Raw genomic sequence first — 24,341 nt, 5'->3', positions numbered from 1 at the left:
CCCCGCCCGGCGCCGCGTACGCTTGGCGCAGCCCTTTCCTGCCGCCGAGCCCCGAGAGGTGTCCCGTGTCCCCGCGCCGCAACCGACCGAAGGCCGCCGGCTCGTCCGGCCGCAGCGCCGAGGACGACCCCAGCCGGCGGTACGGCGGCTTCCAGTCCACCGAGGACTGGCAGGGCGAGGAGTGGAGCGTGCGCCATGTCGCGGGCGCGAGCGCCGAGGGCAAGACGTACCGCTGCCCCGGCTGCGACCAGATGATCCCCTCCGCGGTGCCGCACGTGGTGGCCTGGCCGGAGTACGCGGGCGTGGACGACCGCCGCCACTGGCACAAGTCCTGCTGGAACGCGCGAGACCGCCGCACCAGCCGGGTGCGGCGGTCTCGTAACGCGCCGAAGTTCTGAGGGCCCGCGCTCACACGTCCCGGTTGCGCAGCAGCGCGTACGCGCCCGCGCCGGCCGCCGCGGTCAGCCCCATCATGATCCACAGCGGGTCCCAGCCGCGGGGGCCGGAGCCGCTGAGCGTGTTGTCGTAGAAGACGCTGAGCTGACTCGGGAAGCTGTACTCGAACAGGAAGTCGCGTACCGAGTGCAGCGACTCGGTGGCCATGAACAGCGCCAGCACCAGCGGGGCGAGCACCAGGCCGATCATGATGGTGATGCCGCCCGCCGAGTGCCGGATCATCGAGCCGACGAGCAGCGCGAGCAGGCCGAGCAGCGCGATGTACAGGCTCACGCCGACGGTGGCCTTGAACCAGTCCGCGCCGGAGGGCGACTTCGCGCCGGAGCCGGTCAGCATGGACGACTGCACCATCGCCACGAAGGTGACCGACACCAGGGACACCACGAAGGCCACCGCGAAGAACACGATCGCCTTGGCGGCCAGCACCCGGCCGCGGCTCGGGCACGCCGTCATCGTCGTACGGATCATGCCGGTGCCGTACTCCGAGGCCGTGGTCAGCACGCCGAGCGTGATGATGCACATGTTGCCGACGAGCAGTCCGAAGAAGCCGAAGGAGAGCGGGTTGGTGCCGCTCAGCGAGGACTCGCTCGCGTGGGCCGACACCAGCGCTCCGACGAGCAGGCCGATGCCCACCACGAGGAACACGAAGACGCTGAGCGTCCAGATCGTGGAGCGGACCGACTTGATCTTCGTCCACTCCGAGGCCACCGCGTGCCCGAGGTGGGTGGGCACCACGGGGATCGGCGAGGTGTAGCCGGGGTACGGCCCGCCGGGCGCCGCCTGCCGGTCGGGCGCGGCGGGGGCCTGCGGCATCGGGGGCTGGTGGGTGCTCATCGGGCGTCCTCGGGCTGGTTCGGGTCGGCGGCGGGGGAGGAGGCGTCAGGAGTGGCGGTGGGGGCGGCCGGGGGCGCGGCGGGTGCCTGCGCCTGTGCGGCCGGGCTCTGCGCGGCCGGGGCCTGCGGGGCCGGCTGGGCGTACGGGTTGGCGGCCGCGGGCGCCGGGCCCGCGGGGGCCGCCGGAGCGCCGTACGCACCCGCCGGGGCGCCGCCGTACGGGCCCGCGGGCGCGCCGGGGCCGCCCGCCGGCATCCCGAAGGGCTGACCGCCCTGCTGGGGCGGCGGCGGGGCGTACCAGCCGGGCTGGCCCTGGCCGGGCACCGGCATGGGCGGCTCGGCGCCGGGCGGCAGCGGCTGCTGGAGCCCCGCCTTCTGGTCGGTGGTGGAGCGGTAGTCCACCGCGCCCTGCGTCATCCGCATGTACGCCTCTTCGAGCGAGGCCTGGTGCGGGGACAGCTCCCACAGCCGTACGCCCGCTTCGTGCGCGAGGTCGCTGATGCGGGGCAGCGGCAGCCCCATCACGCGCAGCGCGCCGTCCTGCTCCGGCAGCACATGGCCACCCGCGCCGGTGAGCGCGGCGCCGAGCTTCTCGCGCAGCTGCGGCTCGGTGTCGGGGGTGCGCACCCGCGCGAAGTCGGCGGAGTTGGCGGAGATGAAGTCCTTGACGCTCATGTCGGCGAGGAGCTGGCCGCGCCCGATCACGATGAGGTGGTCGGCGGTCAGCGCCATCTCGCTCATCAGATGGGAGGAGACGAAGACCGTCCGGCCCTCCGCGGCCAGCGCCTTCATCAGGTTGCGCACCCAGAGGATGCCCTCGGGGTCGAGGCCGTTGACCGGCTCGTCGAAAAGCAGCACCTGGGGGTCGCCGAGCAGCGCGGCGGCGATGCCGAGGCGCTGGCCCATGCCGAGGGAGAAGCCCTTGGAGCGCTTCTTGGCGACGTCCTGGAGGCCGACCACGCCGAGCACCTCGTCCACGCGGCGGGCCGGGATGCCCGACAGCTGGGCGAGGCTCAGCAGGTGGTTGCGGGCGGAGCGGCCGCCGTGCACGGCCTTGGCGTCGAGCAGCGCGCCGACCTGGCGGGGCGCGTTGGGCAGCCTGCGGTACGGGTGACCGCCGATGGTCACCTGGCCGGACGTGGGGTTGTCCAGGCCGAGGATCATCCGCATCGTGGTGGACTTGCCCGAGCCGTTGGGCCCGAGGAAGCCGGTCACGGCTCCCGGTCGCACCTGGAAGGAAAGGTTGTACACGGCGGTCTTGTCGCCGTACCGCTTCGTCAGGCCTACAGCCTCGATCATGCTCCGCACCCATCGGAAGGTTCAGGACAGCGGGGAACCGCCCCCGTAAGGGTTAGGAGGATAACGGGGCGCTGACGGTTCCGCCCAAAGAAGAGTAAAGCTGAAGTAATACGCTGCGTGAACGGGGCCTCTACTGCGCGTCCCGGCGCCTGAGCAGCGCGTACCCGCCCGCGAGGGCGGCGATCACCCACAGCGCCATGATCCCGAGCCCGCCCCAGGGCCCGTAGGGGGTGCCGTCGGCGCCCGGCACCGCCTGCATGATCCGGCTGCCGGCCTGGTCGGGCAGGTACCGGGCGACCTTCTTGGTGGTGTCGACGGCGGCCAGGATGTTGGAGATCAGGAAGAAGAACGGCATCAGGATGCCGAGCGACAGCAGTGGCGAGCGCAGCATGGTGGCCACGCCCATGGAGAACACGGCGATCAGGGTGAGGTACAGGCCGCCGCCCACCACCGCGCGCAGCACTCCGGGGTCGCCGAGCTCCGCCCGGTAGGGGCCGAGCATGGCCTGCCCGAGGAAGAACGCGGCGAAGCTGGTGACCATCCCGACGAGCAGGGCGAGCGCGCCCGCCACCGCGATCTTGCCGGACAGGAAGGCGCCGCGGCGCGGTACGGCGGCCAGCGAGACCCGGATCATGCCGGTGCTGTACTCGCTGGTGACCACCAGCACCCCGAACACGATCATGGCGAGCTGGCCGAGGGTCATGCCGGCGAAGCTGGTGAAGGTCGCGTCGAAGGTCAGCCGCTCCCTGATCGGCATCGAGTCGTACTCGTTGCGGGTCAGCGCGGAGATGAGCATGCCGATGCCGATGGTGACCACGACGGCGACGGAGAGGGTCCAGCCCGTGGACGACACCGACCGGATCTTCGTCCACTCGGACCGGAGGATCCGCGCGGCACGGGCGCTCACCGGGCCGGCGCTCGTCATGCCGTACCCCCTTGCCGGCCGGCGCCCCAGCCCCGCGGGGCGGTCTCCGACTGCGCGTGGTACTCCACCGACCCGGCCGTCAGCCGCATGAACGCCTCCTCCAGGGACGCCTGCCGGGGGCTCAGCTCGTGCAGCACGATCCCGTGGCCCGCGGCCAGCTCCCCGATCCGCTCGGCCTTGTCGCCCTCCGCCTCCAGCGCTCCGTCCGCCGCCCCGGCCACGGTGATCCCGGCCTCGTGCAGCGCGTCCAGGAGCCGTTCGCGCTGGGGCGAGCGGATGCGCACATAGCTGCGCGCGTGCCGCCGGATGAACTCCGCCATGGAGGTGTCCGCGAGCAGCCGGCCCTGCCCGATCACGATGAGGTGGTCGGCGGTCTGCGCCATCTCGCTCATCAGATGGGAGGAGACGAAGACCGTCCGGCCCTGCGCGGCCAGCGATGTCATCAGATTGCGGATCCAGTGGATGCCCTCGGGGTCGAGCCCGTTCACCGGCTCGTCGAACATCAGGATCCGCGGGTCCCCGAGCAGCGCGGCGGCGATCCCCAGCCGCTGCGACATGCCGTACGAGAACCCCTTGGCCTTCTGCCGGGCGACGGCCACCAGGCCCACCGTCTCCAGCACCTCGCCCACCCGGGCGCGCGGGATGCCGTTGCTCTGCGCGAGGCACAGCAGATGGTGGTAGGCGCTGCGGCCGCCGTGCACCGCCTTGGCGTCCAGCAGCGCGCCGATGTACGTCAGCGGGTCCGTCAGCTGGTCGTACCGCCTGCCGTCGATCCGCACATCACCGGCGGTGGGATGGTCGAGCCCCAGGATCATCCGCATGGTCGTGGACTTCCCGGCGCCATTGGGTCCGAGGAACCCGGTGACGACGCCGGGCCGCACGGCACAGGTCAGACCGTCGACGGCCACCTTCTCGCCGTACCGCTTGGTCAGCCCGTCCAGCTCGATCATGGAGCCACGCTAGAACGGGACAAAGCCCCCTGCCACTTGAGGCAGGGGGCTCACACGCGTGCCGCGTAAGGGGCGCGGGGCTTCTCCGGTATGCGGCTCCGCCGCGTGGGCGCGGCCGGCCACAACGGACCCGCGGCCACCCCGCGACCGGCGACTACCGGGTCTGCTGCGCCGGAACTCCACGGGAAACAGGCTCGTCCTCACCGGTCGTGCCGGCGGCGGCCACCGCCGCGCCGGTCAGCGTCGCCAGCATCTCGCGGACGTTCGTCAGCTGGGCGTTGATGCTGTCGCGGCGGTTGGTGAGGGCCGCTAGCTCCCGCTCGGATTCCGAACGGATGCGGTCCGCCTTGGCGTTGGCGTCGGCCACGATGTCCTCGGCCTGGCGCTGCGCGGTCTCCACCGTCTGGCGGGCGCGGCGCTCGGCGTCGGTGCGCAGCTTCTCCGCCTCCAGGCGCAGCTGCTCGGCGCGGTGCTCGATCTCCGCCAGCCGCTTCTCCGCCTTCTGCTGACGCGAGGCCAGGTCGCGCTCGGACTGCTCGCGGCGCTTGGCCAGGTTCGTCTCGAAGTCGGCGGCGGCCTGCGCGGCCTTGGCGCGGGTCTCCTCGAAGAGGGCGTCCGCCTCCTCGCGCTTGGACTGCGCGTCCTTCTGCGCGTCGGCCCGCAGCTGAGAGGCCTCGCCCTTGGCCTTCTCGACGATCCGCGCGCCCTCGTCCTCCGCCTTCGCCTTGCGCTCGGTGGCGTAGGACTCGGCGTCGTTGCGCACCTGCTGGGCGGCCGACTCGGCCAGCTCGCGGTGCTGTTCGGCCGCGCGGCGGGCCTCCTCACGCAGCTCCTTTGCCTCTTCCTCGGCCAGGCGCAGGATCTTCTCGACCCGCGCGCCGAGACCGGCGTACGACGGCTCGGCGTCGCTCACCTGGGTCTGGGCGTTCTGCGTCTCGAGGTGCAGCTCCTCGATCCGCTTCTCCAGGGCGGTGATACGGGCGTTGGCCTGGTCACGTTGGGAGACGAGGTTGGAGATACGTTCGTCCACCTGAGCGCGGTCGTACCCACGCCGCACAAGCTCGAAGCCGTAGGGGGAAGTGTCGCTCATGGGGTTCCTGTCAAATGAGACCGGTGAGGTGATAGGGGGAATCCTAGGCGCCGAAGCGGTGTGTCATCGAGCGGATACGTGTTTGATCTGGAGAATGACACCTCTTTTGAGTGGCTGACCGCCAGAGGGCTTGCCAACGAGCAGGGCAAAGCCCTCAGTCGACACCGAAACACCCCTTGGATGCTAGCCGTCTGACGACTTGCCACCCGAACGGGGGGCGCCGATCGTCGCATCGGCCTTGACCGAACCGTCCTTGCCCGCACCCGGCGCCTCGAAGGACTCCAGCGCGTCCAGCACGTCCTGGACGCGGGAGATCTCGGCGTTGATGTCCTCGCGCCTGCGCACCAGGACCTCCAGCTCGCGCTTGCCCTCCTCGACCGAACGCCGCGCCTCCTGGATGGCCTCCGCCTTCAGCTCCTCGGCCTCCTTGACCAGCCGCGCCTTCTTCTGCTCGGCCTCCTTCAGCAGGCCCTCCGCCTTCTTGACGGCCGCGATGCGCACCTTGCCCGCCTCGGAGTCGGCGTCCGAGAGGATCTCCTTCGCCTTCGCCTGGGCCTTCTCCAACTGCTCCTCGGCGGCCTTGATGAGCGCGTCGCAGCGGTCGCCGGCGGACTTCATCGTCTCGGCGGCCTCCCGGCGGGCCCGCGTGTGCAGCTCCTCGATCTCGGCGGTGACCCGCTCGCGCAGCTCCTCCGCCCGCTCCCGGATCGCGGTCGCGTCCCGGCGCGCGCCCACCAGCAGCTCGTCCGCGTCCGTACGGGCCTTCTCCACCAGGGAGTTGCCCTCGATGGTCGACTCGGCGACGATCCGCTCGGCCTCGCTGCGGGCCGCGCCCACCATGGTGTCGGCCTGCGCCTCGGCGTCCGCCGTGGTCTTCAGCGCCTGCTGCTGCGCCTCGGTGAGCAGCTTGTCGGCCTCGGCCGTGGTCTCCCCGATGAGCTTGTCGACCTGCTCGGCCGCCTCCGAACGCCGCTTGTTGGCCTCCTTGCGGGCCTCGTCCAGCGTCCGCTCGGCCTCCTCGCGCGCCGAACCGAGGAGCCGTTCGGCCTCCGCCGCCGCGTCCGCCTTGAGCCGCTCGGCCTCCGCCCGCGTCTGCTCGGCGTGCGCCTGCGCGGAACCCACCGTCTCGGCGGCCTCGGCCCGCAGCCGCTCCGCCTCCGTGGTGGCCTCGCCGACCAGCTGGTCCGCGGCGGCCCGCGCCTCGGCCCGCACCCGCTCGGCCTCGGCCACGGACTCCGAACGCACCCGCTCGGCCTGAGCCTGGGATTCCGTGCGCAGCCGCTCGGCCCGGGCCTCCGACTCCGTGCGCACCCGCTCGGCCTCGGCGGCGGTCTCCGCCTGGAGCCGCTCCGCCTCCGCGACCGTCTCGGTCTGGAGGAGCTCCGCCTCCTTGCGGGCCTCCGTGATGAGCCTGTCGGCCTGCGCCGCCGCGTCCGAACGGATGCGGTTGGCGTCCTCGCGGGCGTCCGCACGGGTCCGCGCCGCCGCCTGGTCCGCCTCCGCCAGCGCGTCGGACGCCTCGGTCCGCACCCGCTGCGCGTACTCGCCCGCGTCCGCCCGCAGCCGCTCGGCCTCCGCCGTCGCCTCCGCGAGGGTGCGCTCGGCCACCTCCCTGGCCGCCTCGGACTCCTCGCGCGCCGCCTGCCGCAGCCGCCCGGCGTCCTCGCCCGCCCGCTCCCGCTCGGCGTGCGCGTCGGCCCGCAGTCGCGCGGCCTCCTCCTCGGCCTCCGCCCGCGTACGCTCCGCCGCGTGCTCGGCGGCCGAGCGCAGCCCGGCGATCTCCTCCTGCGCCTGCTCGTGCAGCCCGGCCACGGAGTCCCGCACCTGCTGCGCGTGCTGCTCGGCGGCGGACACCATCTCGCCGGCCCGCCGCTCGGCCTCCTCGACCAGCCGGACCGCCTCGGCCTGCGCGTCCTCGACCCGCCTGCGCGCCGAGGCCAGCAGCTCCTCGCTCTGCTCGCGGGCGCGCCGGCGCTCCTCGTCGGCCTCCTCGCGGGCCGCGCCGAGCAGTTCCTCGGCCTCGCGGCGGCGCCGGGCGGCCTCCTCCTGCGCGGCGGCCAGCGTCTCGGACGCCTCGGCCGCCAGCCGCTCGGCGGCGGACTGCGCCTCCGCGCGCACCCGGTCGGCGCTCTCCTGCGCCTCCGTCTTCAGCCGCTCCGCCTCGGTCGCGGCCTCGCTGCGCAGCCGTATGGCGACGGACTCGCCCTCGGCGCGGGAGGCGGACGCGTCGGCCGCCGCCTCGGTGCGCAGCCGGTCCGCCTCGGTCTCGGCCTGCTCCTGGAGCGTCCGGATCCGTTCGGCGGCCTCGGTGCGCAGCCGCTCGGTCTCCTCGGCGGCCTCCTTGCGGATCCGCCCGGCCTCCTCGCGGGCGTCCGTGAGTGCCTGCTCGGCCGCGGTGAGCCGCTCCTGCGCCTCGGTCCCGAGCCGGGTCAGCTCCTCGGCGGCCTCCGCGCGCCGCGCCTCGACCGCCTTGTCGGTCTCCTCGCGCAGCTCCCGGGCCGCCCGCTCGGCCTCCGCCTCGACCGACTCGGCCCGCTCGGCGGCCTCGGTGCGCAGCCGCTCGGCCTCCTCGCGGGCGCGCTCCAGGGTCTCCTCGGCCTGCCGGCGCAGCGCCGTGGCCCGCTCGATGGCCTCGGTGCGGACCTTCTCGCTGTCGGCGGTCGCCTTCTGCCGCAGCTCGTCGGCGTCCGCCTTGGCCTTGGCCAGCAGCTCCTCGGCGGACTTGGCCGCCTCCTCGATCTTGGTGACCGACTCCCGGCGGGCCTCCGCGCGGATCGACTCGCCCTCGGCCACCGCGTCGGCGCGCAGCTGCTCGGCCTCGCCGCGCAGCCGGCGGGCCTCCTCCTGGAGCTCGACCGTCTTGGCGCGGTACTCCTCGGTGTCGTCCTTCGCCGCGCCCTTGAGCTGCTCGGCGATGTCGTGCGCCTCGGCGCGCAGCCGGTCCGCCTCGGCCTCGGCCTCCTTGCGGATCCGCTCGGCCTTCTCGGCGGCGGCCTTCGTGGTCTTCTGAGCGTCCTCCGACGCCTTGTTGAGGACCTCCTCGGCGGTCCTGGCCGCCTTGGACAGCTGGGTCGCGGTCTCCTCCGCGGTGGCCGCGCGGGCCTTCTCCGCGGCCTCGGCGACGATCTTCTCCGCCTCGGCACGGGCGTCCGCCACCAGCTGCTCGGCCTCCGAGCGGGTGGCCTCGGCCTCCTTGGTGGCCTCCTCGACCAGCCGCGCGACCTGCTCCTTGGCGGTGCGGGTGCGCGTCTCGTTGGCGGCCTCGGCGCCCGCCAGCTTCTTGGCGGCGGCCTCCTCGGCCGCCGCGACCAGCTTCTCGGCCTCGGACTGCGCCTTGCGCAGCGCCTCCTCCGCCTCGGCCATCTGCTTCTCGGCGGCCCGGCTCAGCTCGGTCGCCTGCCGGCGGGCGGCGTCCGACTCGGTGGCCGTGGTGGTGCGCAGCCGCTCGGCGTGCTCGGTGGCCTCCTGCGCCTGCGTGGACGCCGCGTTCAGCAGCCGCTCGGCGTCGGTGCGGGCCCGGCGCAGGATCTGCTCGGCCTCCGCGCGGGCCTCCTCGGCCTCGCCGCGCAGCCGCTCGCGGGCCTCGCGGGTCAGCCGTTCGGCCTCCGCGCGGGCCGCGGCCATCGCCTGCTCGGCCTCCGCGCGGGACTCGTCGAGCAGCCGGCGGGCCTGCTGCTCGGTGCGGGCGCGCAGCTGCTCCGCCCACGCCACGTTCTCGTTGACGTGCGACTCGACGGTCGCCCTGCGCTCGGCCAGCTCCTGGTCGAGCTGCTGGCGCCGGGTCACCGCCTCCTGGTGCAGCTCGGCCTGGAGCCGCGCGGCCTGCTCGGCGTGCTCCTGGAGGATCCGCTGGGTCTGCGCGCGCACCTGGCTCAGCTCGCGCTCGGCGTCCTGCCGCAGCTGCTCCGCCTGCATCTGGGCATTGCGGAGCAACTGTTCGGCCTGGTAGCCGATGTCGCCGCCGTCGAAGGCGGGACGGGTCATCAGGGTGCGGCGCGCCTCGTGCAGCTTGGCGCGCAGCACCTCGACCTGGTAGCCGAGGTCCTCGGCGTGCTGGATCGCCTTCTCCCGCTCGGTCCTCAGCCGCTTCATATCGGCCTCGAACCGAGAGAGGTGGTCGACGTCAGCCGCCGGCTCTCGCTCCTGGCTCTCGTAGCCCCGCACTGCGCGGTCCCATCCGTCCCCTGGTCAGCTTCTCCAACGAGCCACGTCCAACCGCCGAACGGGGCCCCCGGGGAAATGGTGTCAGATCAACGGCGGAGCACGGCCTGCTGCCCCGACGCACGTCCCCCGAAACCCGGACCCCGGCATGCGGCCGCCCCGGTTCAACGGGACGACCGCTCCCAACCCTACCGGCCCTTATGTACGGCGGTCAGTGCTCGGGAGACTCAACAGGCGCCGAAGTCACCAGTTCTGTGAGGACGCCATGGCAGTCCTTGGGGTGCAGGAAGGTGATCCGGGACCCCATGGAACCGCGTCGCGGCTCGTCGTAGAGCACCCGTACGCCCTTGCCGCGGATGTCCGCGGAGTCGGCGTCGACGTCCGCCGTGCCGAAGGCGATGTGATGCACGCCCTCGCCGTTCTTCGCCAGCCACTTGCCGACCGCGGAGTCCTCGCGGGTCGGCTCCAGGAGCTGGAGGTAGGAGGCGCCGCCGTCCGAGGTCTCGTTGATCTTGAGCATGGCCTCGCGCACGCCCTGTTCCTCGTTGACCTCGGTGTGGAACACCTCGAAGCCGTAGGTGGCACGGTAGAACTCGACGGTGGCGTCGAGGTCGTGGCAGGCGATCCCGATGTGGTCGATTCGCGTCAGCATGGTCTCAGTGCAGCGCCACGGCGGTGGTTACGCAACGTGCGCGCGATCACACCGACAGGACGATGACGGCACTGAGTGACGCTCAGTACATTCGAGTAAACCCTCGTTCACTCCTCGGCTCTGCGGAGCTGGAAGGGGATCGCACCTCATGTCTTCTGGAACGAACAGCTCGGTGATCGTCGCGGGCGCCCGTACGCCCATGGGACGGCTGCTGGGCTCCCTGAAGTCCTTCTCCGCTGCCGACCTGGGCGGCTTCGCGATCAAGGCCGCCCTGGACCGCGCGGGCATCGGCGGCGACCAGGTGCAGTACGTGATCATGGGCCAGGTGCTCCAGGCCGGCGCCGGCCAGATCCCGGCCCGCCAGGCCGCCGTCAAGGGCGGCATCCCGATGAGCGTCCCGGCCCTCACCGTCAACAAGGTGTGCCTGTCCGGGCTCGACGCGATCGCCCTGGCCGACCAGCTGATCCGCGCCGGCGAGTTCGACATCGTCGTGGCGGGTGGCATGGAGTCCATGACCAACGCCCCGCACCTGCTGCCCAAGTCCCGCGAGGGTTACAAGTACGGCGCCGTCGAGATGCTCGACTCGATGGCGTACGACGGCCTGACCGACTCCTTCGAGAACATCGCCATGGGCGAGTCCACCGAGCACCACAACGGCCGGCTCGGCATCGGCCGCGCCGAGCAGGACGAGATCGGCGCCCTGTCCCACCAGCGGGCCGCCGCCGCGCAGAAGAACGGCGTGTTCGAGGCGGAGATCACCCCCGTGGAGATCCCGCAGCGCAAGGGCGACCCGATCCTGTTCAGCAAGGACGAGGGCATCCGCGCCGACACCACCGTGGAGAGCCTGGGCAAGCTGCGCCCGTCCTTCGCCAAGGACGGCACCATCACCGCCGGCACCTCCTCGCAGATCTCCGACGGCGCCGCCGCCGTGGTCGTGATGAGCAAGGCCAAGGCGGAGGAGCTGGGCCTTCAGTGGCTCGCCGAGATCGGCGCGCACGGCAATGTGGCGGGCCCGGACAACTCGCTGCACTCCCAGCCGTCCAACGCCATCCGCCACGCCCTCGGCAAGGAGGGCAAGGAGATCGCCGACCTCGACCTGATCGAGATCAACGAGGCCTTCGCCGCCGTCGCCGTGCAGTCAATGAAGGACCTCGGTGTGTCCACGGAAAAGGTGAACGTCAACGGCGGCGCGATCGCGCTCGGCCACCCGATCGGCATGTCCGGCGCCCGCCTCGTGCTCCACTTGGCGCTGGAGCTCAAGCGCCGGGGCGGTGGCCTCGGCGCGGCCGCGCTGTGCGGTGGCGGCGGCCAGGGTGACGCGCTGATCGTGCGGGTACCGAAGGCCTGAGCCCTTCCGTCGGTCGGTGAAGTGAACGGAGCTGTGCGATGCAGGACGTCTCCTCTCTGGTGGCCCAGGCCAGGGACGGCAGGCCGCGGGCCGTGGCCCGGCTGATCTCCCTGGTGGAGGGGGCGTCCCCGCAGCTCAGGGAGGTCATGGCGGCGCTGGCCCCGCTGACCGGCAACGCCTATGTGGTGGGCCTGACCGGCTCGCCGGGCGTCGGCAAGTCGACCTCCACCTCCGCGCTCGTCGCGGCCTACCGCAAGCAGGGCAGGCGGGTCGGCGTGCTGGCCGTCGACCCGTCCTCGCCCTTCTCCGGCGGCGCCCTGCTGGGCGACCGCGTGCGCATGTCGGAGCACGCCTCCGACCCCGGCGTCTACATCCGCTCCATGGCCACCCGCGGCCACCTCGGCGGCCTCGCCTGGTCCGCCCCGCAGGCGATCCGCGTCCTGGACGCGGCCGGCTGCGACGTGGTCCTGGTCGAGACGGTGGGCGTGGGCCAGTCCGAGGTGGAGATCGCCGCCCAGGCGGACACCAGCGTGGTGCTGCTGGCGCCGGGCATGGGTGACGGCATCCAGGCCGCCAAGGCGGGCATCCTGGAGATCGGCGACGTCTACGTCGTCAACAAGGCGGACCGGGACGGCGCCGACGCCACCGCCCGCGAGCTGAACCACATGTTGGGCCTCGGCGAGGCCCGCAAACCCGGCGACTGGCGGCCGCCCATCGTGAAGACGGTCGCCTCCCGCGCCGAGGGAGTGGACGAAGTGGTCGAGGCGCTGGAGAAGCACCGCGCCTGGATGGAGGAGCACGGGGTGCTCACCGAACGCCGGCGCGCCCGCGCGGCCCGCGAGGTGGAGTCCATCGCGGTCACGGCGCTGCGCGAGCGCATCGGGGACCTGCACGGCGACCGGCGCCTGGGCGCCCTCGCGGAGCGGATCGTCGCGGGCGAACTCGACCCGTACCGTGCGGCGGACGAACTGGTGGCGGGAGTCACGGAGGGCTGAGCCCCCGGGACGGGACCGGTGCGGGTGCGGGTGCCGGTGCCGGGGATGGTGTGGGGGCTGGTGCTGGACTCGGGGCCGGGGCTGGTACCGGCCGGAGTCGGTGCCGAAGCCGAGCCCCGAAGACCGGAACTGGTGCCGAAGCCTGGTCGCGCAGGCCCGAGCCGGTCAACGCTCTTGCCGGACCGCCGCGAGGGGTGCCGAAGCCGGGTCCGGAAGGCTGGAGCTGGTCAAGGTCCGTATCCTGCGGCTAAGTTGGGCTTCATGTTCCTGCTGCTGGCATAGAGCACGCCCCGCGCGCGACGCCGTGACGATTCCGGCGCCGCATGCCCTCGCGTGCCCTTTTCCGCCTCCACCAGAGGAACTTCCGCATGTCCACGCATGCTCCCGCGCGGCCTTCGTACGCTGCCGTACTGCGCCTGCCGGGCGCCCGCCGCGCCTTCACGGCCGCCCTGACCGCCCGCCTCTCCTACGGCACCGTGTCCCTCGCGGTGATGCTGTCCGTCACCCGCGCCACCGGCTCCTACGCCGTCTCCGGGACGCTGATGTCCCTGTTCGGCGCCGCGTCGGTCTTCCTGATGCCGGTACGCGGCGCCCTGATCGACCGGCACGGCCCTCGCCGGGCCCTCGCAGCCATGGCGCTCGTGTACGGCGCCCTGCTGACCCTGCTCGCCGCCCTGACCTGGCGTCCCGGTGCGCCGGTGGCCCTGCTCGCGACGGTCGCGGCGCTCGCCGGCGCGTGTACGCCGCCGCTCGGGCCGACGATGCGCTCGCTGTGGGCCGAACTCGCGCCCGACCGGCTCCTGTTGCAGCGCGCCTACAGCCTCGACGGTGTCGCCGAGGAACTGCTCTACGTCTCCGGGCCCGTCCTGGTCGGCCCCTGACCGGGTTCGCCCCGCCGGCCGCCGGGATCCTGCTCAGCGCGGCGCTGATCGTGGGCGGCACCGGATTCTTCGTCACGTCTCCGGTGCTGCCGGACCCCCGGCCCGCCGCCCGTCCCGCCCGGCTCCGGGGCGCCCCCGGTCTGCTCGCCCCCGTCGTCGTCACCCTCGGCGCCGGGCTGACCCTCAGCGGGGTGGACCTGCTGACCATGGCGTACGCCTCCGCGCACGCGTACGACACCGCTCTCGTGCCGTGGGTGCTGGGCGCGATGTCGGCGGGCAGCGTGCTGGGGGGCCTCGCGAACGGGGCGGTACGGTGGCTGATCCCGGCCCGCACGCGGCTGCTCCGCTTCTCGGCGGGGCTGGGCCTGATCGTCGCGGTGGCCGGTCTGGCCCCCGCCCTGTGGGTGCTCACCGCCGCGCTGGCCCTCGCCGGGGCCCTCATCGCACCGACCCTGACGACGGCGTACCTCGCGGCCGACGAGTCGGTGGCCGCCGAGTCCCGTACTCAGGCCGGGGCGTGGGTCAACATGGGGGTGAACGCGGGAAGTTCGGCCGGAGCGCTGGCGACGGGGCTGCTGATCGGCCGGATGTCGCTGGCCGTCTGCTTCCTGGTGGCCGGCGGCACGGCTCTGGCGTCCGCCGCCGCGGCAGGGGCCGGTGGCCTCGCGCGGTCGCGTCGCGGCTGACCGCGCGGTTCCCCGCGCCCCTTGAGGCGCGGGGAACCGGCGCCTGCCTAGGGGTGTCCCCGCTGTCCCCGCAGGTGTTCCGCGATCGGCTTCAGGGCCTTGTCCAGTTCCACCAGGGCCTCCGGCGAGAGCAGGTCGATGAAGTGCCGCCGCACCGAGGACACATGGTGCGGCGCCACCTTCTTCATCGTCTCCATGCCGTGCTCCGTGAGCACCGCGTACAGCCCCCGGCGGTCCGACTCGCAGTTCTCGCGGCGCACGAGGTCCGCGTTCTCCATCCGGGTGATCTGGTGCGAGAGCCGGCTCTTGGACTGGAGCGTCGCGGAGGCGAGGTCGCTCATCCGCATCCGTACGTCCTCCGACTCGGACAGGTTCACGAGGATCTCGTAATCGTTCATCGTCAGGCCGAACGGCTGAAGATCCTTTTCCAGCTGGTACGTCAACAGCCTGTTGACCTCCAGGTGGGTGCGCCAAGCGCACTGCTCCGCATCGGTCAGCCAGCGCGTGGCCGTCTCGGTCTCCATGAATGAAGTCTACCTAAGAAGTTGAATGACGAACTACTTCGGGTGGTGTGACTGTGCGCACGCGTTCGACGTCACACTCCGCAGACTACCGCTCACAGCCCGAAGCGACGCTGGAGGTCTCCCAGCTGTCCGGGAAGGCGCGGTGCACCGGGTGGTTGCGGACCGTGTCCGGCCCGCCCCGGTGCGCCGTCGCCGGGCGTCCCCGGATCGGACGGGACGACCCCCGTGTCGACCTCGGCCATCAGCGCCTCCGACGACTGGAGCAGCACCGTCCCCGCGCCGACGAACTCGAACTGGTGCTCCTCGCCGGAAACCCCGCCCAGGCCCGTCATCGCACGGAGTCCGCCCAGTACACCGGTCAGGTACCCATGGTCGTAGTGATGGCACGGGGAGGGGCAGTCGGCCCAGCCGACGAGCGCCTGGGGGTCCACCCGCAGGGGAGGCTCCATGAACACCACCGGTCCGTTGGACGCGGCCACGAATCGTCCGGTTCCGATGAGGGTCAGAAAACCCGGCACGATCGATTGTTTGAGCGCGAGAGTTGGCTGAAAAGCGAGCAGATTGCCCGCGCGAATGGTCAAGTTCCCGTCGTCCAGGTCGTACGAGTTGACGTCGAAGGCCCGGTCGGCGAGGAGCATCTTGCCCGAGCCGTGCGCCACGACCCAGTCGCTCGCGTGCAGTGGCGAATGGAACGAGGTGCGCACGAGACGGTCGAGCCGGCCGTGTCCGATGCCGTTGAACTCGATCGTCCCGTAGTAGGCGATCATCTTCCCCTTCTGGAGGAACCACTCCCCGTCCTTGAGCTCGACGCAGAACGTGTAGCTGTTCACGTTGTCGTCGGCGGGCAGGGTCATCGGGTCGTACACCACCGGGCCGCCGGGACCGGCGGTGCCGTAGGTGCCCGAGTACGCGCTCACAGCTTTTCCTCCGAGGCCTGGACGTACACCGAGCCGCTGCCGCTCAGCTCCAGCTGGAACGCCTCGCCGGAGCCGCGGCCCACCATCTCCCGCCAGCCGAGGGCGGTGGAGAGTCTGTTGCGGACGTCGCCGTGATGGGCGACGTACGCCTGCGGGTCCACATGGACCGGGCGGTCGGGGGTGATCGGCAGCTCGAAGACGCCGCCGTGTGCCATCACGGCGACCGCGCCCTGGCCCTGGAGAGTGGTGGTGAACAGCCCCTGGCCGGTGACCTGGCCGCGCACCAGGCCCATCACCCCGCCCTGCGAGCCCATGAACATGGTGCCCTGGCGCAGGGTGCCCTCGAAGGCGAGCAGGCGGTCGGCCTCCACGTACAGGGTGTCGCCGGTGAGGTGGATGACGTGGACGTGATGGCCGCCGTGCCCGAAGAACACCGTGCCGCTGCCCTCCACCGTCATCAGCGGGGTCGCCTCCCCGGTCACCCGGCGCCCCAGCATGGACATCACCCCGCCCTGGCCGCCCTGGATGTTGGGCGTGAAGGACACCTCGCCCTTGTAGGCGAGCATCGCCCCGCGCTGGCTGAACAGCCGCCCGCCGGGGAGCACCGTCGCCTCGACCATCTTCGAGTTGATCTCACGGAAGGTCATCTCACAGGTCCCCCGCGATCGTGTTCCGCTCGCTCGGCTGTACGTACACCAGGCCGTCCCCCTCGAAGCGGATCTGGAAGGCCTCGCCGCCGCCCTCCCCGAGGAAGGTGCGGAACGTCACACCGGACTGGAAGGACTGCCGCACATTGCCCTGATGGGCGACATAGGCCCCCGGATCGACGGTCAGCGGGTACTGGGGGCTGACCCGGAGCACCACCGCCGGGCCGTCGGACATGATCGCCGCCTGGCCGTGTCCCTCCACCGTCGTGGTGAACAGGCCGTTGCCCTGGGAGGCGCCGCGCAGCCCGGTGAACGTGGTGCCCGTACGCAGCGCCGCCTCGGTCACCAGCAGGTTGCCCGACTCGACGTACAGCTTCTCGCCCCGCAGCCGCACCAGGTTGATCTCGGTCGCCCGGTCGGCGAACCAGCAGGTGCCGTGCCCCTTCACCTCCATCACCGCCATCTGCTCACCGGTGAGCCGGCGGGTCACCATCCCGCGCAGCCCGTCCCCGCCCCCACTGAGTCTCTTGAAGGACATCTGCCCGTCGTACGCGACCATCGAGCCGTTCTTCGCCTTCACGGCGTCGCCGGTCATCTCGACGGCGAGCACCTTGCTGCCTTGCAATCGGAACATCGCCACGCTGCGAACGTAGCGCCGCCGCGGGTGGACCGAACAGCACCCGCGGGTGGAGCCACACCCTGAGCGGACCCCTAGGGGCACGGTTTGCCACAATGGCGGCACGCTTGTGCGTGCCTTCACAAAGCCGATCACGACAGCGGACGCGCCCCAGCGCCCCTCAGCGACACTCCCACCGAAGGTGACCCGTGGACCTCAAGACAGCCTCCGCCATCCGCCGCCTGCGCCTGATCTCCGTGCCGGAGGGCATCTCCTGGATCGTGCTGGCGGCCTGCACGATCATCAAGTACACGGTCGACTCCGGCGTGAACGTCGCCCCCGTGATGGGCCCGGTCCACGGCGTGCTGTTCATCCTCTACGTCCTCTTCTGGGCGGACGCCTGGAACCGCGCCAAGTGGAACAAGGGCAAGGCCGGTCTCTACATCGCCTACTCGGTCATCCCCTTCGGCGGCTTCATCATCGAGCGTGCGCTGCGCCGCGAGGCCGAGGACGCCGTGATCGCCGCCCGCGCCCGCAAGGAAGGGGTCGTGAACGCATGATCGTCGCCTTCTCCGTGACGCCCCTCGGGGTCGGCGAGGACGTCGGGGAGTACGTCGCCGACGCCGTCCGCGTGGTCCGCGAGTCCGGCCTGCCGAACCGCACCGACGCCATGTTCACCTCCGTCGAGGGCGAGAGCTGGGAGGAGGTCATGGACGTCGTCCGGCGCGCCGTCGCCGCCGTGGAGGAGCGCGCCCCGCGCGTCTCCCTCGTCCTCAAGGCCGACATCCGGCCCGGCGTCACCGACGGCCTCACCTCCAAGGTGGAGACGGTCGAACGCCACCTGGCGGACCAGATGGACACCACCCTGGCCGACTAGCCGGCCACCACCACCGGCGGACGGGCCGGACACCGCCTGATCGGGCCGGCCGGACGCCGCCGTGCGGGCCGCGGTTTTGAGCGACCGCTCAAAGGGAAGTACCTTCTCCTCGAAGATCCTTTGAGCGGTCGCTCAAACAGCGGCCTGACGTGGGGGAACACCATGGGTCTCTATACGGAGACACACATACGCGCCGACCTCGACCGACTGTGGGCGCACACCCAGGACCCCGTCCTGCACCGGCGCTGGTACCTGCTCGTCACCGAGCTCCACCACCTCCCGAGCGCCCCCGGCGAGCCGCGCCCCTTCCGCTTCACCGCGCGCCTGCCCCCCTTCCTCACCCTCTCCGGCACCGGCGTCTCGGCCGGCGAGAAGGAACGCCCCGACGGCACCCGCACCTCCGCCCTCTGCTTCTCCTCCACCCACCCCCTCGGCCTGATCGCCGAGGGCAGCGGCTACTGGCGCTACGTCCCCGACGCGCAGGGCGTGCGCTTCCTCACCGGCTACGACTACCGCCCCCGCGGCAAAGCCCTCGGCGCCGCCGCCGACCGACTGCTCGTCCGCCCGCTGCTCGACTGGGCCACCGCCTGGTCTTTCGACCGGCTCCGGCTCTGGCTGGAACGCGGCATCACCCCCGAGCGCGCCCTGGGCAACTGGCTCGCCGAGATCGCCGTACGCACCCTGCTGCTCGCCGCGTGCCTCGGCGGCCTGCGCATGGAGCGGCTGCTGCGCGTGTTCGGGCCGTTCGCCGCCGCCATGGCCTACCTGTGCCCGGTGCTGCTGCTCGGCGCGGTCTGCCTCGCCCTGTTCAAGGCGCCGCTCGCGTGCACCCCGGCCGCCCGCCGCTGTCTGCGCGCGCCCGCCACCCGGATCCGGGCACCGCGGCTGCTGCGGGCCCTCCAGAAGCGCGTGGAGGCGCCCGCGTGAGCCCCGAGACGGCGAAGGCACGGGAGACCAAGGCCAAGCTGCTGGAGGGCGCCCTGCGCACCCTCACCGAGCAGGGCATCGCCAAGACCTCCGCCCGTACGGTGGCCGCCGCGGCCGGCGTCAACCAGGCGCTGGTCTTCTACCACTTCGGCACGGTGGACGAGCTGCTCGCGGCGGCCTGCCGGTACGGCGCGGAGCAGGCGGTCGGCCGCTACCGGACGCGGCTCGCCGCGGTCACCTCGCTGTCTGAACTGCTCGCCCTCGGCCGGGAGATCCATGAGCGCGAGCGGGACGGCGGCCATGTCGCCCTCCTCGGCCAGCTGCTCGCCGGCGCCCCCACGCACGCGGCGCTCGGGCCCGCGACGGCTGCGGGGCTGCGGCTGTGGATCGCCGAGATCGAACAGGTGCTCGCCCGGTTGCTGGCCGGGACCCCGGTCGCCGAGTTCGTCGACCCCGCGGGGTTCGCCCGGGCGGTGGCCGCGTCGTTCGTGGGGATCGAGCTGTACGAGGGGGTCGACGCGGAGGGGGCGGAGGCCGCGCTGGGGGCGCTGGACCAGCTGGCCGCACTGGTGGCGGCGTTAGAGGAGCTGGGCCCGGTGGCACAGCGGGCCGTACGGCACCGCCTGCGGCGGACCGGGCGGTGAGGAGGGGGCCGAACGGGGTGGTGCCTGGAAGAGCGGGCCCTTGGACGCGGGCGGCCGAAAGGTGAGACGGAGCTGACCGGCATATGACCGGCCGGTAGGGTCTGATGACGTGCCGAAGCCTCTCAGCCTCCCGTTCGACCCCATCGCCCGCGCCGACGAGCTGTGGCAGCAGCGCTGGGGAAACGTGCCGTCCATGGCCGCGATCACCTCGATCATGCGGGCCCAGCAGATCCTGCTCGCCGAGGTGGACGCGGTGGTCAAGCCGTACGGGCTGACGTTCGCCCGCTACGAGGCGCTGGTGCTGCTCACCTTCTCCAAGGCCGGCGAGCTGCCGATGTCCAAGATCGGCGAGCGGCTCATGGTGCATCCCACGTCCGTGACGAACACCGTGGACCGGCTGGTGAAGTCCGGCCTCGTCGCCAAGCGGCCCAACCCCAACGACGGCCGCGGCACCCTCGCCGTGATCACCGACAAGGGCCGCGAGGTGGTCGACGCGGCCTCCCGCGACCTCATGGCCATGGACTTCGGACTCGGGGTGTACGACGCGGAGGAGTGCCGGGAGATCTTCGCGATGTTCCGCCCGCTGCGGATCGCGGCGCTGGACTTCGACGAGGGGTGACCCCCGCCAAGATCTCCCGGAACGGGTGGTTACGCTCGACTCCATGAAGAAAAGCGTGCTGACCCGCTACCGCGTCATGGCCTACACCACGGGTGTCCTGCTGGTGCTGCTGTGCCTGAGCATGATCGCGAAGTACGGGCTGGACATCAGCGGCGCGGCCGACGTGACCCGTGTCGTCGCCATCGCCCACGGCTGGCTGTACGTCGTCTACCTGGTCTTCGCCTTCGACCTGGGCTCCAAGGCGAAGTGGCCGGTCGGGAAGCAGCTGTGGGTCCTGCTCGCCGGCACCATCCCGACCGCGGCATTCGTCGTGGAGCGGAAGATCAGCCGCGAGCTGGACGGCAAGATCGCCGGGCGCACGCCGGCCGTCGCCGAGGCGTAGGGCCCGCGGCGGAACTCGGGCCGCAGCCGCCGTACGGCACCCGTACGGCGGCTTTGCCATCGACAGTTACTAGGGCGTCCAAGTAAATTCGCTGGTATGGACGCTCACGCGATCGAGGAGGGCCGCCGGCGCTGGCAGGCCCGATACGACGCCGCGCACAAGCGTGACGCCGACTTCACCACGCTCTCCGGCGACCCCGTGGAGCCGGTGTACGGGCCGCGGCCCACAGACACGTACGAGGGCTTCGAGCGGATCGGCTGGCCGGGGGAGTACCCGTTCACGCGGGGGCTCTACTCGACCGGGTACCGCGGGCGCACCTGGACGATCCGGCAGTTCGCCGGATTCGGCAACGCCGAGCAGACCAACGAGCGCTACAAGATGATCCTCGCGGCGGGCGGCGGCGGGCTGTCCGTGGCGTTCGACATGCCCACGCTGATGGGGCGGGACTCCGACGACCCCCGCTCGCTCGGCGAGGTCGGGCACTGCGGGGTCGCGATCGACTCGGCCGCCGACATGGAGATCCTGTTCAAGGATATCCCGCTCGGCGAGGTCACCACGTCCATGACGATCAGCGGGCCCGCCGTGCCCGTCTTCTGCATGTACCTGGTCGCCGCGGAACGGCAGGGTGTGGCTCCCTCGGTGCTCAACGGCACGCTCCAGACGGACATCTTCAAGGAGTACATCGCCCAGAAGGAGTGGCTGTTCCAGCCGGAGCCGCATCTGCGTCTGATCGGCGACCTCATGGAGTACTGCGCGGCCGGCATCCCCGCCTACAAGCCGCTGTCGGTCTCCGGGTACCACATCCGGGAGGCGGGGGCGACGGCCGCGCAGGAGCTGGCGTACACGCTCGCGGACGGCTTCGGGTACGTGGAGCTGGGGCTGAGCCGGGGCCTGGACGTCGACGTGTTCGCGCCCGGACTGTCGTTCTTCTTCGACGCCCATGTCGATTTCTTCGAGGAGATCGCCAAGTTCCGTGCCGCGCGGCGCATCTGGGCCCGGTGGCTGCGGGACGTGTACGGCGCACGGAGCGAGAAGGCGCAGTGGCTGCGGTTCCACACGCAGACCGCCGGGGTCTCGCTGACCGCGCAGCAGCCGTACAACAACGTGGTGCGCACCGCGGTGGAGGCGCTGGCCGCGGTGCTCGGCGGGACCAACTCGCTGCACACCAACGCCCTGGACGAGACGCTGGCGCTGCCCAGTGAGCGGGCCGCGGAGATCGCGCTGCGCACGCAGCAGGTGCTGATGGAGGAGACCGGGGTCGCGGCGGTGGCGGATCCGCTGGGGGGCTCGTGGTACGTCGAGCAGCTGACCGACCGGATCGAGGCGGCCGCGGAGGAGATCTTCGAGCGGATCAGGGAGCGGGGGCTCGCGGCCCATCCGGACGGGCGGCATCCCATCGGGCCGATGACCTCCGGGATCCTGCGCGGGATCGAGGACGGCTGGTTCACCGGTGAGATCGCGGAGTCCGCCTTCCGCTATCAACAGGGCGTGGAGAAAGGGGAGAAGAAGGTCGTGGGCGTCAACGCGCACACCGGTTCCGTCACCGGCGAACTGGAGATCCTGCGTGTCGGCCACGAGGTGGAACGGGCCCAGGTGCGGATGCTCGGGGACCGCAGGGCCGCGCGCGACGAGGGCGCCGTACGCACCTCCCTCGCGGCGCTCCTCACCGCCGCCCGCGACGGCTCCAACATGATCGAGCCGATGCTGGCCGCGGTCCGCGCGGAGGCGACCCTCGGCGAGATCTGCGGCGCCCTGCGAGACGAATGGGGCGCGTACACGGAACCGGCGGGCTTCTGAAGGACGGCCGGGCCTTCGGCACGTTCACACGGGCGCCGCCGGACTCTGCGGCGGGGCGGACGGCGGAGCCCCCGTCCTCACGCCGGCGCCGACAAACCCAGCAGCAGCGCTCTGATGAAGCTCCGTACCCACGGGCCGTCCGCTGGTTTGCCGCTGATCAGGGTGCGGTGGACGACGGCGCCGGCGACCATGTCGAAGGTGAGGTCGATGGTGCGGGCGGTTTCCTCCGGGTCGGATTCGGGGGGGAGTTCGCCGCGGGCCTGGGCGCGCGAGCGGCCCTCGACGACCAGCCGTTTCTGGCGTTCCACGACCGAGGCGCGGATGCGTTCGCGCAGCGGTTCGTCGCGGGTCGACTCGGCGACCACCGCCATCAGACCGCTGCGGCACTCGGGGCGGTCCAGGAGTGCCGCGAACTGGAGGACCACGCCCTCGATGTCGGCGGCCAGACTGCCCGCGTCGGGCAGCCGCAGCTCGTCGAAGAGTTCCGCGACCGCGTCCACGACCAGCTCGTTCTTGCCGGCCCAGCGGCGGTAGAGAGTGGTCTTCGCGACCCCGGCGCGCATCGCCACGTCCTGGAGGGTGAGCTTGGACCAGCCCAGCTCCACCAGCGCTTCCCGGGTCGCGGCCAGGATCGCGGCGTCCGCGGCGGCGCTCCGCGGGCGCCCGGTGCGGCTGGCGGGGGTGCGGCTCTGCATGCCCCGACCATAACCGGCCGGTACCGGTCCATTCCGTGGCGCCGTGAGGCAGATCACCGGATCATGGTGGAGCGTGACCCCTCATTGCCATTACGCTACGGGTCGTAGCGAAAGCTCGCGACGGACGTACGCGGGCGGTACGGCACGGCGCGGGTGGGGACCCGGCGCCGGACATCGGCGCTTTTTTCTTCAGACGCGGGATCGGGGGAGGATAGACCCATGCAGCCACGGAACATGTCCATGAGCGGCGTGGTCGACCTCGCCGCGGTGAAGGCGGCCCAGGAGGCCAAGGCCAAGGCCGAGCAGGCGCGCGCCGAAGCGGCCCGGCAGGGCGGCACGGGTGCCGTCTCCCCGGCCGATCTCGTCATCGACGTCGATGAGGCGGGCTTCGAGCGCGAGGTGCTCCAGCGCTCCGCCGAGGTGCCCGTCGTCATCGACTTCTGGGCCGAGTGGTGTCAGCCCTGCAAGCAGCTGAGCCCGGTCCTTGAGCGGCTGGCCGTCGAGTACAACGGGCGCTTCCTCCTCGCCAAGATCGACGTCGACGCCAACCAGATGTTGATGCAGCAGTTCGGGGTGCAGGGCATCCCGGCGGTGTTCGCCGTCGTCGCGGGGCAGGCCCTGCCCCTGTTCCAGGGGGCGGCCGCCGAGGCGCAGATCCGCGGCACCCTCGACCAGTTGGTGCAGGTCGCCGAGGAGCGGTTCGGCCTGACCGGTCTGACCGTCGACCCGGACGCGCAGCCGGGCGGTGCGTCCGGCGCGGGCGCCGAGGCCCCGGCGGGCCCGTACGAGTCGCTTCTGAACGCGGCCGCCGCGGCCCTGGACGCCGGCGATCTGGACGGCGCGGTCCGCGCCTACCAGAATGTACTGGCCGACGACCCGGCCCACCCGGAGGCCAAACTCGGTCTCGCGCAGGCCGAGTTGCTGCGCCGGGTGCAGGGCATGGACCCGCAGAAGGTGCGCCGGGAGGCGGCCGAGAAGCCCAAGGACGCGGACGCGCAGATCGCCGCCGCGGACCTGGATCTGGTGGGCGGTCATGTCGAGGACGCCTTCGGGCGGTTGATCGAGACCGTGCAGCGCACGGCGGGTGACGAGCGGGACGCGGTACGCCGCCGGCTCCTGGAGCTGTTCGAGGTCGTGGGCTCCGAGGACCCGCGGGTGGTCGGGGCGCGCAGGGCGCTCGCGCGGGCGCTTTTCTGACCAGTCGCTAAACACCACGGCCTGTGATGCCGAGGTGAAAGGTTCGCCGACAAGGCGTTGAGGCCGCTCCGCTTTGCCAAATCTTGGCAATCGGGGCGGCTGTTACTCCGAGTAAATCAAGGCCGTTGATCTGTCTGGTTTCGTACAGAGATCAACGGCTTTGCTCTGCCCTCCGTTGCGACGGAGTGTCGCGCTCCGAGATCACCTGGTCGTGTCCCGGTTA

23 protein-coding genes and 1 pseudogene are annotated in these 24,341 nt (G+C 72.0%); 12 read left to right on the top strand and 12 right to left on the bottom strand.

Annotated elements, in window-relative coordinates; genetic code table 11:
• Positions 1-65: 65 nt before the first annotated feature.
• Entirely contained in the window at positions 66-398 is a 333-nt protein-coding gene (locus ACE4Q9_RS10595; RefSeq protein ID WP_397983989.1) for an ATP/GTP-binding protein, read from the top strand.
• Positions 399-408: 10 nt separating this feature from the next.
• Here the strand turns inward: ACE4Q9_RS10595 and ACE4Q9_RS10590 are convergent, their stop codons facing one another.
• From ACE4Q9_RS10590 to mce, 7 genes are all read right to left on the bottom strand, one after another.
• The gene (locus ACE4Q9_RS10590) at positions 409-1,290 is read right to left on the bottom strand and encodes an ABC transporter permease (RefSeq protein ID WP_397983988.1); all 882 of its coding nucleotides are present in this window, start codon (positions 1,288-1,290) and stop codon (positions 409-411) included.
• Complete coding sequence (locus ACE4Q9_RS10585; RefSeq protein WP_397983987.1) at positions 1,287-2,588, bottom strand: ABC transporter ATP-binding protein; 1,302 nt, start codon at positions 2,586-2,588, stop codon at positions 1,287-1,289. The genes ACE4Q9_RS10590 and ACE4Q9_RS10585 overlap by 4 nt, the downstream gene beginning before the upstream one ends.
• A gap of 130 nt (positions 2,589-2,718) precedes the next feature.
• Complete coding sequence (locus ACE4Q9_RS10580; RefSeq protein ID WP_397983986.1) at positions 2,719-3,513, bottom strand: ABC transporter permease; 795 nt, start codon at positions 3,511-3,513, stop codon at positions 2,719-2,721.
• The gene (locus tag ACE4Q9_RS10575; protein WP_397983985.1) at positions 3,510-4,463 is read right to left on the bottom strand and encodes an ATP-binding cassette domain-containing protein; all 954 of its coding nucleotides are present in this window, start codon (positions 4,461-4,463) and stop codon (positions 3,510-3,512) included. Before ACE4Q9_RS10575 ends, ACE4Q9_RS10580 begins: the two co-directional genes overlap by 4 nt.
• A 154-nt stretch (positions 4,464-4,617) precedes the next feature.
• A complete protein-coding gene (locus ACE4Q9_RS10570; RefSeq protein WP_397983984.1) occupies positions 4,618-5,553 on the bottom strand; it encodes a cellulose-binding protein in 936 nt (311 codons plus the stop codon).
• A gap of 183 nt (positions 5,554-5,736) precedes the next feature.
• Positions 5,737-9,717, bottom strand: coding sequence for a polarized growth protein Scy (scy, locus tag ACE4Q9_RS10565; RefSeq protein ID WP_397983983.1), 3,981 nt, complete (start codon positions 9,715-9,717; stop codon positions 5,737-5,739).
• 208 nt (positions 9,718-9,925) lie between these two features.
• Positions 9,926-10,366, bottom strand: a complete 441-nt coding sequence (mce, locus tag ACE4Q9_RS10560; RefSeq protein WP_397983982.1) for a methylmalonyl-CoA epimerase — start codon at positions 10,364-10,366, stop codon at positions 9,926-9,928.
• A gap of 148 nt (positions 10,367-10,514) precedes the next feature.
• Between mce and ACE4Q9_RS10555 the strand changes: the two genes are divergently transcribed.
• The 3 genes and pseudogenes from ACE4Q9_RS10555 (at position 10,515) to ACE4Q9_RS10545 (ending at position 14,276) form a co-directional block, all read left to right on the top strand.
• Positions 10,515-11,714 carry an acetyl-CoA C-acetyltransferase gene (locus tag ACE4Q9_RS10555; protein WP_397983981.1) on the top strand — a complete coding sequence of 400 codons (1,200 nt, stop codon included), beginning with the start codon at positions 10,515-10,517 and terminating at the stop codon, positions 11,712-11,714.
• Between the two features lie 38 nt (positions 11,715-11,752).
• Positions 11,753-12,709, top strand: a complete 957-nt coding sequence (gene meaB, locus ACE4Q9_RS10550) for a methylmalonyl Co-A mutase-associated GTPase MeaB (protein WP_397983980.1) — start codon at positions 11,753-11,755, stop codon at positions 12,707-12,709.
• Positions 12,710-13,077: 368 nt separating this feature from the next.
• Positions 13,078-14,276: pseudogene (locus tag ACE4Q9_RS10545) on the top strand (MFS transporter).
• Between the two features lie 47 nt (positions 14,277-14,323).
• Here ACE4Q9_RS10545 and ACE4Q9_RS10540 read toward each other — a convergent pair.
• The 4 genes from ACE4Q9_RS10540 to ACE4Q9_RS10525 all read right to left on the bottom strand — a co-directional run bounded on the left by ACE4Q9_RS10540 (position 14,324) and on the right by ACE4Q9_RS10525 (position 16,998).
• Positions 14,324-14,800, bottom strand: coding sequence for a MarR family winged helix-turn-helix transcriptional regulator (locus ACE4Q9_RS10540; protein ID WP_397983979.1), 477 nt, complete (start codon positions 14,798-14,800; stop codon positions 14,324-14,326).
• 92 nt (positions 14,801-14,892) lie between these two features.
• Positions 14,893-15,654, bottom strand: coding sequence for an AIM24 family protein (locus tag ACE4Q9_RS10535; protein WP_397987172.1), 762 nt, complete (start codon positions 15,652-15,654; stop codon positions 14,893-14,895).
• Between the two features lie 59 nt (positions 15,655-15,713).
• A complete protein-coding gene (locus ACE4Q9_RS10530; RefSeq protein ID WP_397983978.1) occupies positions 15,714-16,364 on the bottom strand; it encodes an AIM24 family protein in 651 nt (216 codons plus the stop codon).
• Position 16,365: 1 nt separating this feature from the next.
• A complete protein-coding gene (locus ACE4Q9_RS10525) occupies positions 16,366-16,998 on the bottom strand; it encodes an AIM24 family protein (protein WP_397987171.1) in 633 nt (210 codons plus the stop codon).
• Between the two features lie 191 nt (positions 16,999-17,189).
• Between ACE4Q9_RS10525 and ACE4Q9_RS10520 the strand changes: the two genes are divergently transcribed.
• The 7 genes from ACE4Q9_RS10520 to ACE4Q9_RS10490 all read left to right on the top strand — a co-directional run bounded on the left by ACE4Q9_RS10520 (position 17,190) and on the right by ACE4Q9_RS10490 (position 22,226).
• Positions 17,190-17,540, top strand: a complete 351-nt coding sequence (locus ACE4Q9_RS10520; protein WP_397983977.1) for a DUF3817 domain-containing protein — start codon at positions 17,190-17,192, stop codon at positions 17,538-17,540.
• Positions 17,537-17,857: an MTH1187 family thiamine-binding protein gene (locus ACE4Q9_RS10515; protein WP_397983976.1), complete on the top strand. Its 321-nt coding sequence runs from the start codon at positions 17,537-17,539 to the stop codon at positions 17,855-17,857. Before ACE4Q9_RS10520 ends, ACE4Q9_RS10515 begins: the two co-directional genes overlap by 4 nt.
• Before the next feature lie 162 nt (positions 17,858-18,019).
• Entirely contained in the window at positions 18,020-18,784 is a 765-nt protein-coding gene (locus ACE4Q9_RS10510) for a hypothetical protein (RefSeq protein ID WP_397983975.1), read from the top strand.
• Positions 18,781-19,428: a TetR/AcrR family transcriptional regulator gene (locus ACE4Q9_RS10505; RefSeq protein WP_397983974.1), complete on the top strand. Its 648-nt coding sequence runs from the start codon at positions 18,781-18,783 to the stop codon at positions 19,426-19,428. Before ACE4Q9_RS10510 ends, ACE4Q9_RS10505 begins: the two co-directional genes overlap by 4 nt.
• A gap of 109 nt (positions 19,429-19,537) precedes the next feature.
• Complete coding sequence (locus ACE4Q9_RS10500; RefSeq protein WP_397983973.1) at positions 19,538-20,047, top strand: MarR family winged helix-turn-helix transcriptional regulator; 510 nt, start codon at positions 19,538-19,540, stop codon at positions 20,045-20,047.
• A 43-nt stretch (positions 20,048-20,090) separates the two neighbouring features.
• Positions 20,091-20,429 carry a DUF3817 domain-containing protein gene (locus tag ACE4Q9_RS10495; RefSeq protein WP_397983972.1) on the top strand — a complete coding sequence of 113 codons (339 nt, stop codon included), beginning with the start codon at positions 20,091-20,093 and terminating at the stop codon, positions 20,427-20,429.
• Positions 20,430-20,525: 96 nt separating this feature from the next.
• Entirely contained in the window at positions 20,526-22,226 is a 1,701-nt protein-coding gene (locus ACE4Q9_RS10490) for a methylmalonyl-CoA mutase (RefSeq protein ID WP_397983971.1), read from the top strand.
• A 77-nt stretch (positions 22,227-22,303) separates the two neighbouring features.
• Here the strand turns inward: ACE4Q9_RS10490 and ACE4Q9_RS10485 are convergent, their stop codons facing one another.
• The gene (locus ACE4Q9_RS10485) at positions 22,304-22,921 is read right to left on the bottom strand and encodes a TetR/AcrR family transcriptional regulator (RefSeq protein ID WP_397983970.1); all 618 of its coding nucleotides are present in this window, start codon (positions 22,919-22,921) and stop codon (positions 22,304-22,306) included.
• Between the two features lie 219 nt (positions 22,922-23,140).
• Between ACE4Q9_RS10485 and ACE4Q9_RS10480 the strand changes: the two genes are divergently transcribed.
• Positions 23,141-24,118 carry a tetratricopeptide repeat protein gene (locus ACE4Q9_RS10480; protein ID WP_397983969.1) on the top strand — a complete coding sequence of 326 codons (978 nt, stop codon included), beginning with the start codon at positions 23,141-23,143 and terminating at the stop codon, positions 24,116-24,118.
• Positions 24,119-24,341 lie beyond the last annotated feature (223 nt).

The organism is Streptomyces sp. AM6-12 (assembly GCF_044327085.1).
Taxonomy (GTDB): Bacteria; Actinomycetota; Actinomycetes; order Streptomycetales; family Streptomycetaceae; genus Streptomyces.
The sequence above is the reverse complement of the archived record's forward strand: the minus strand, read 5'-3'. Positions and strand labels throughout refer to the sequence as shown.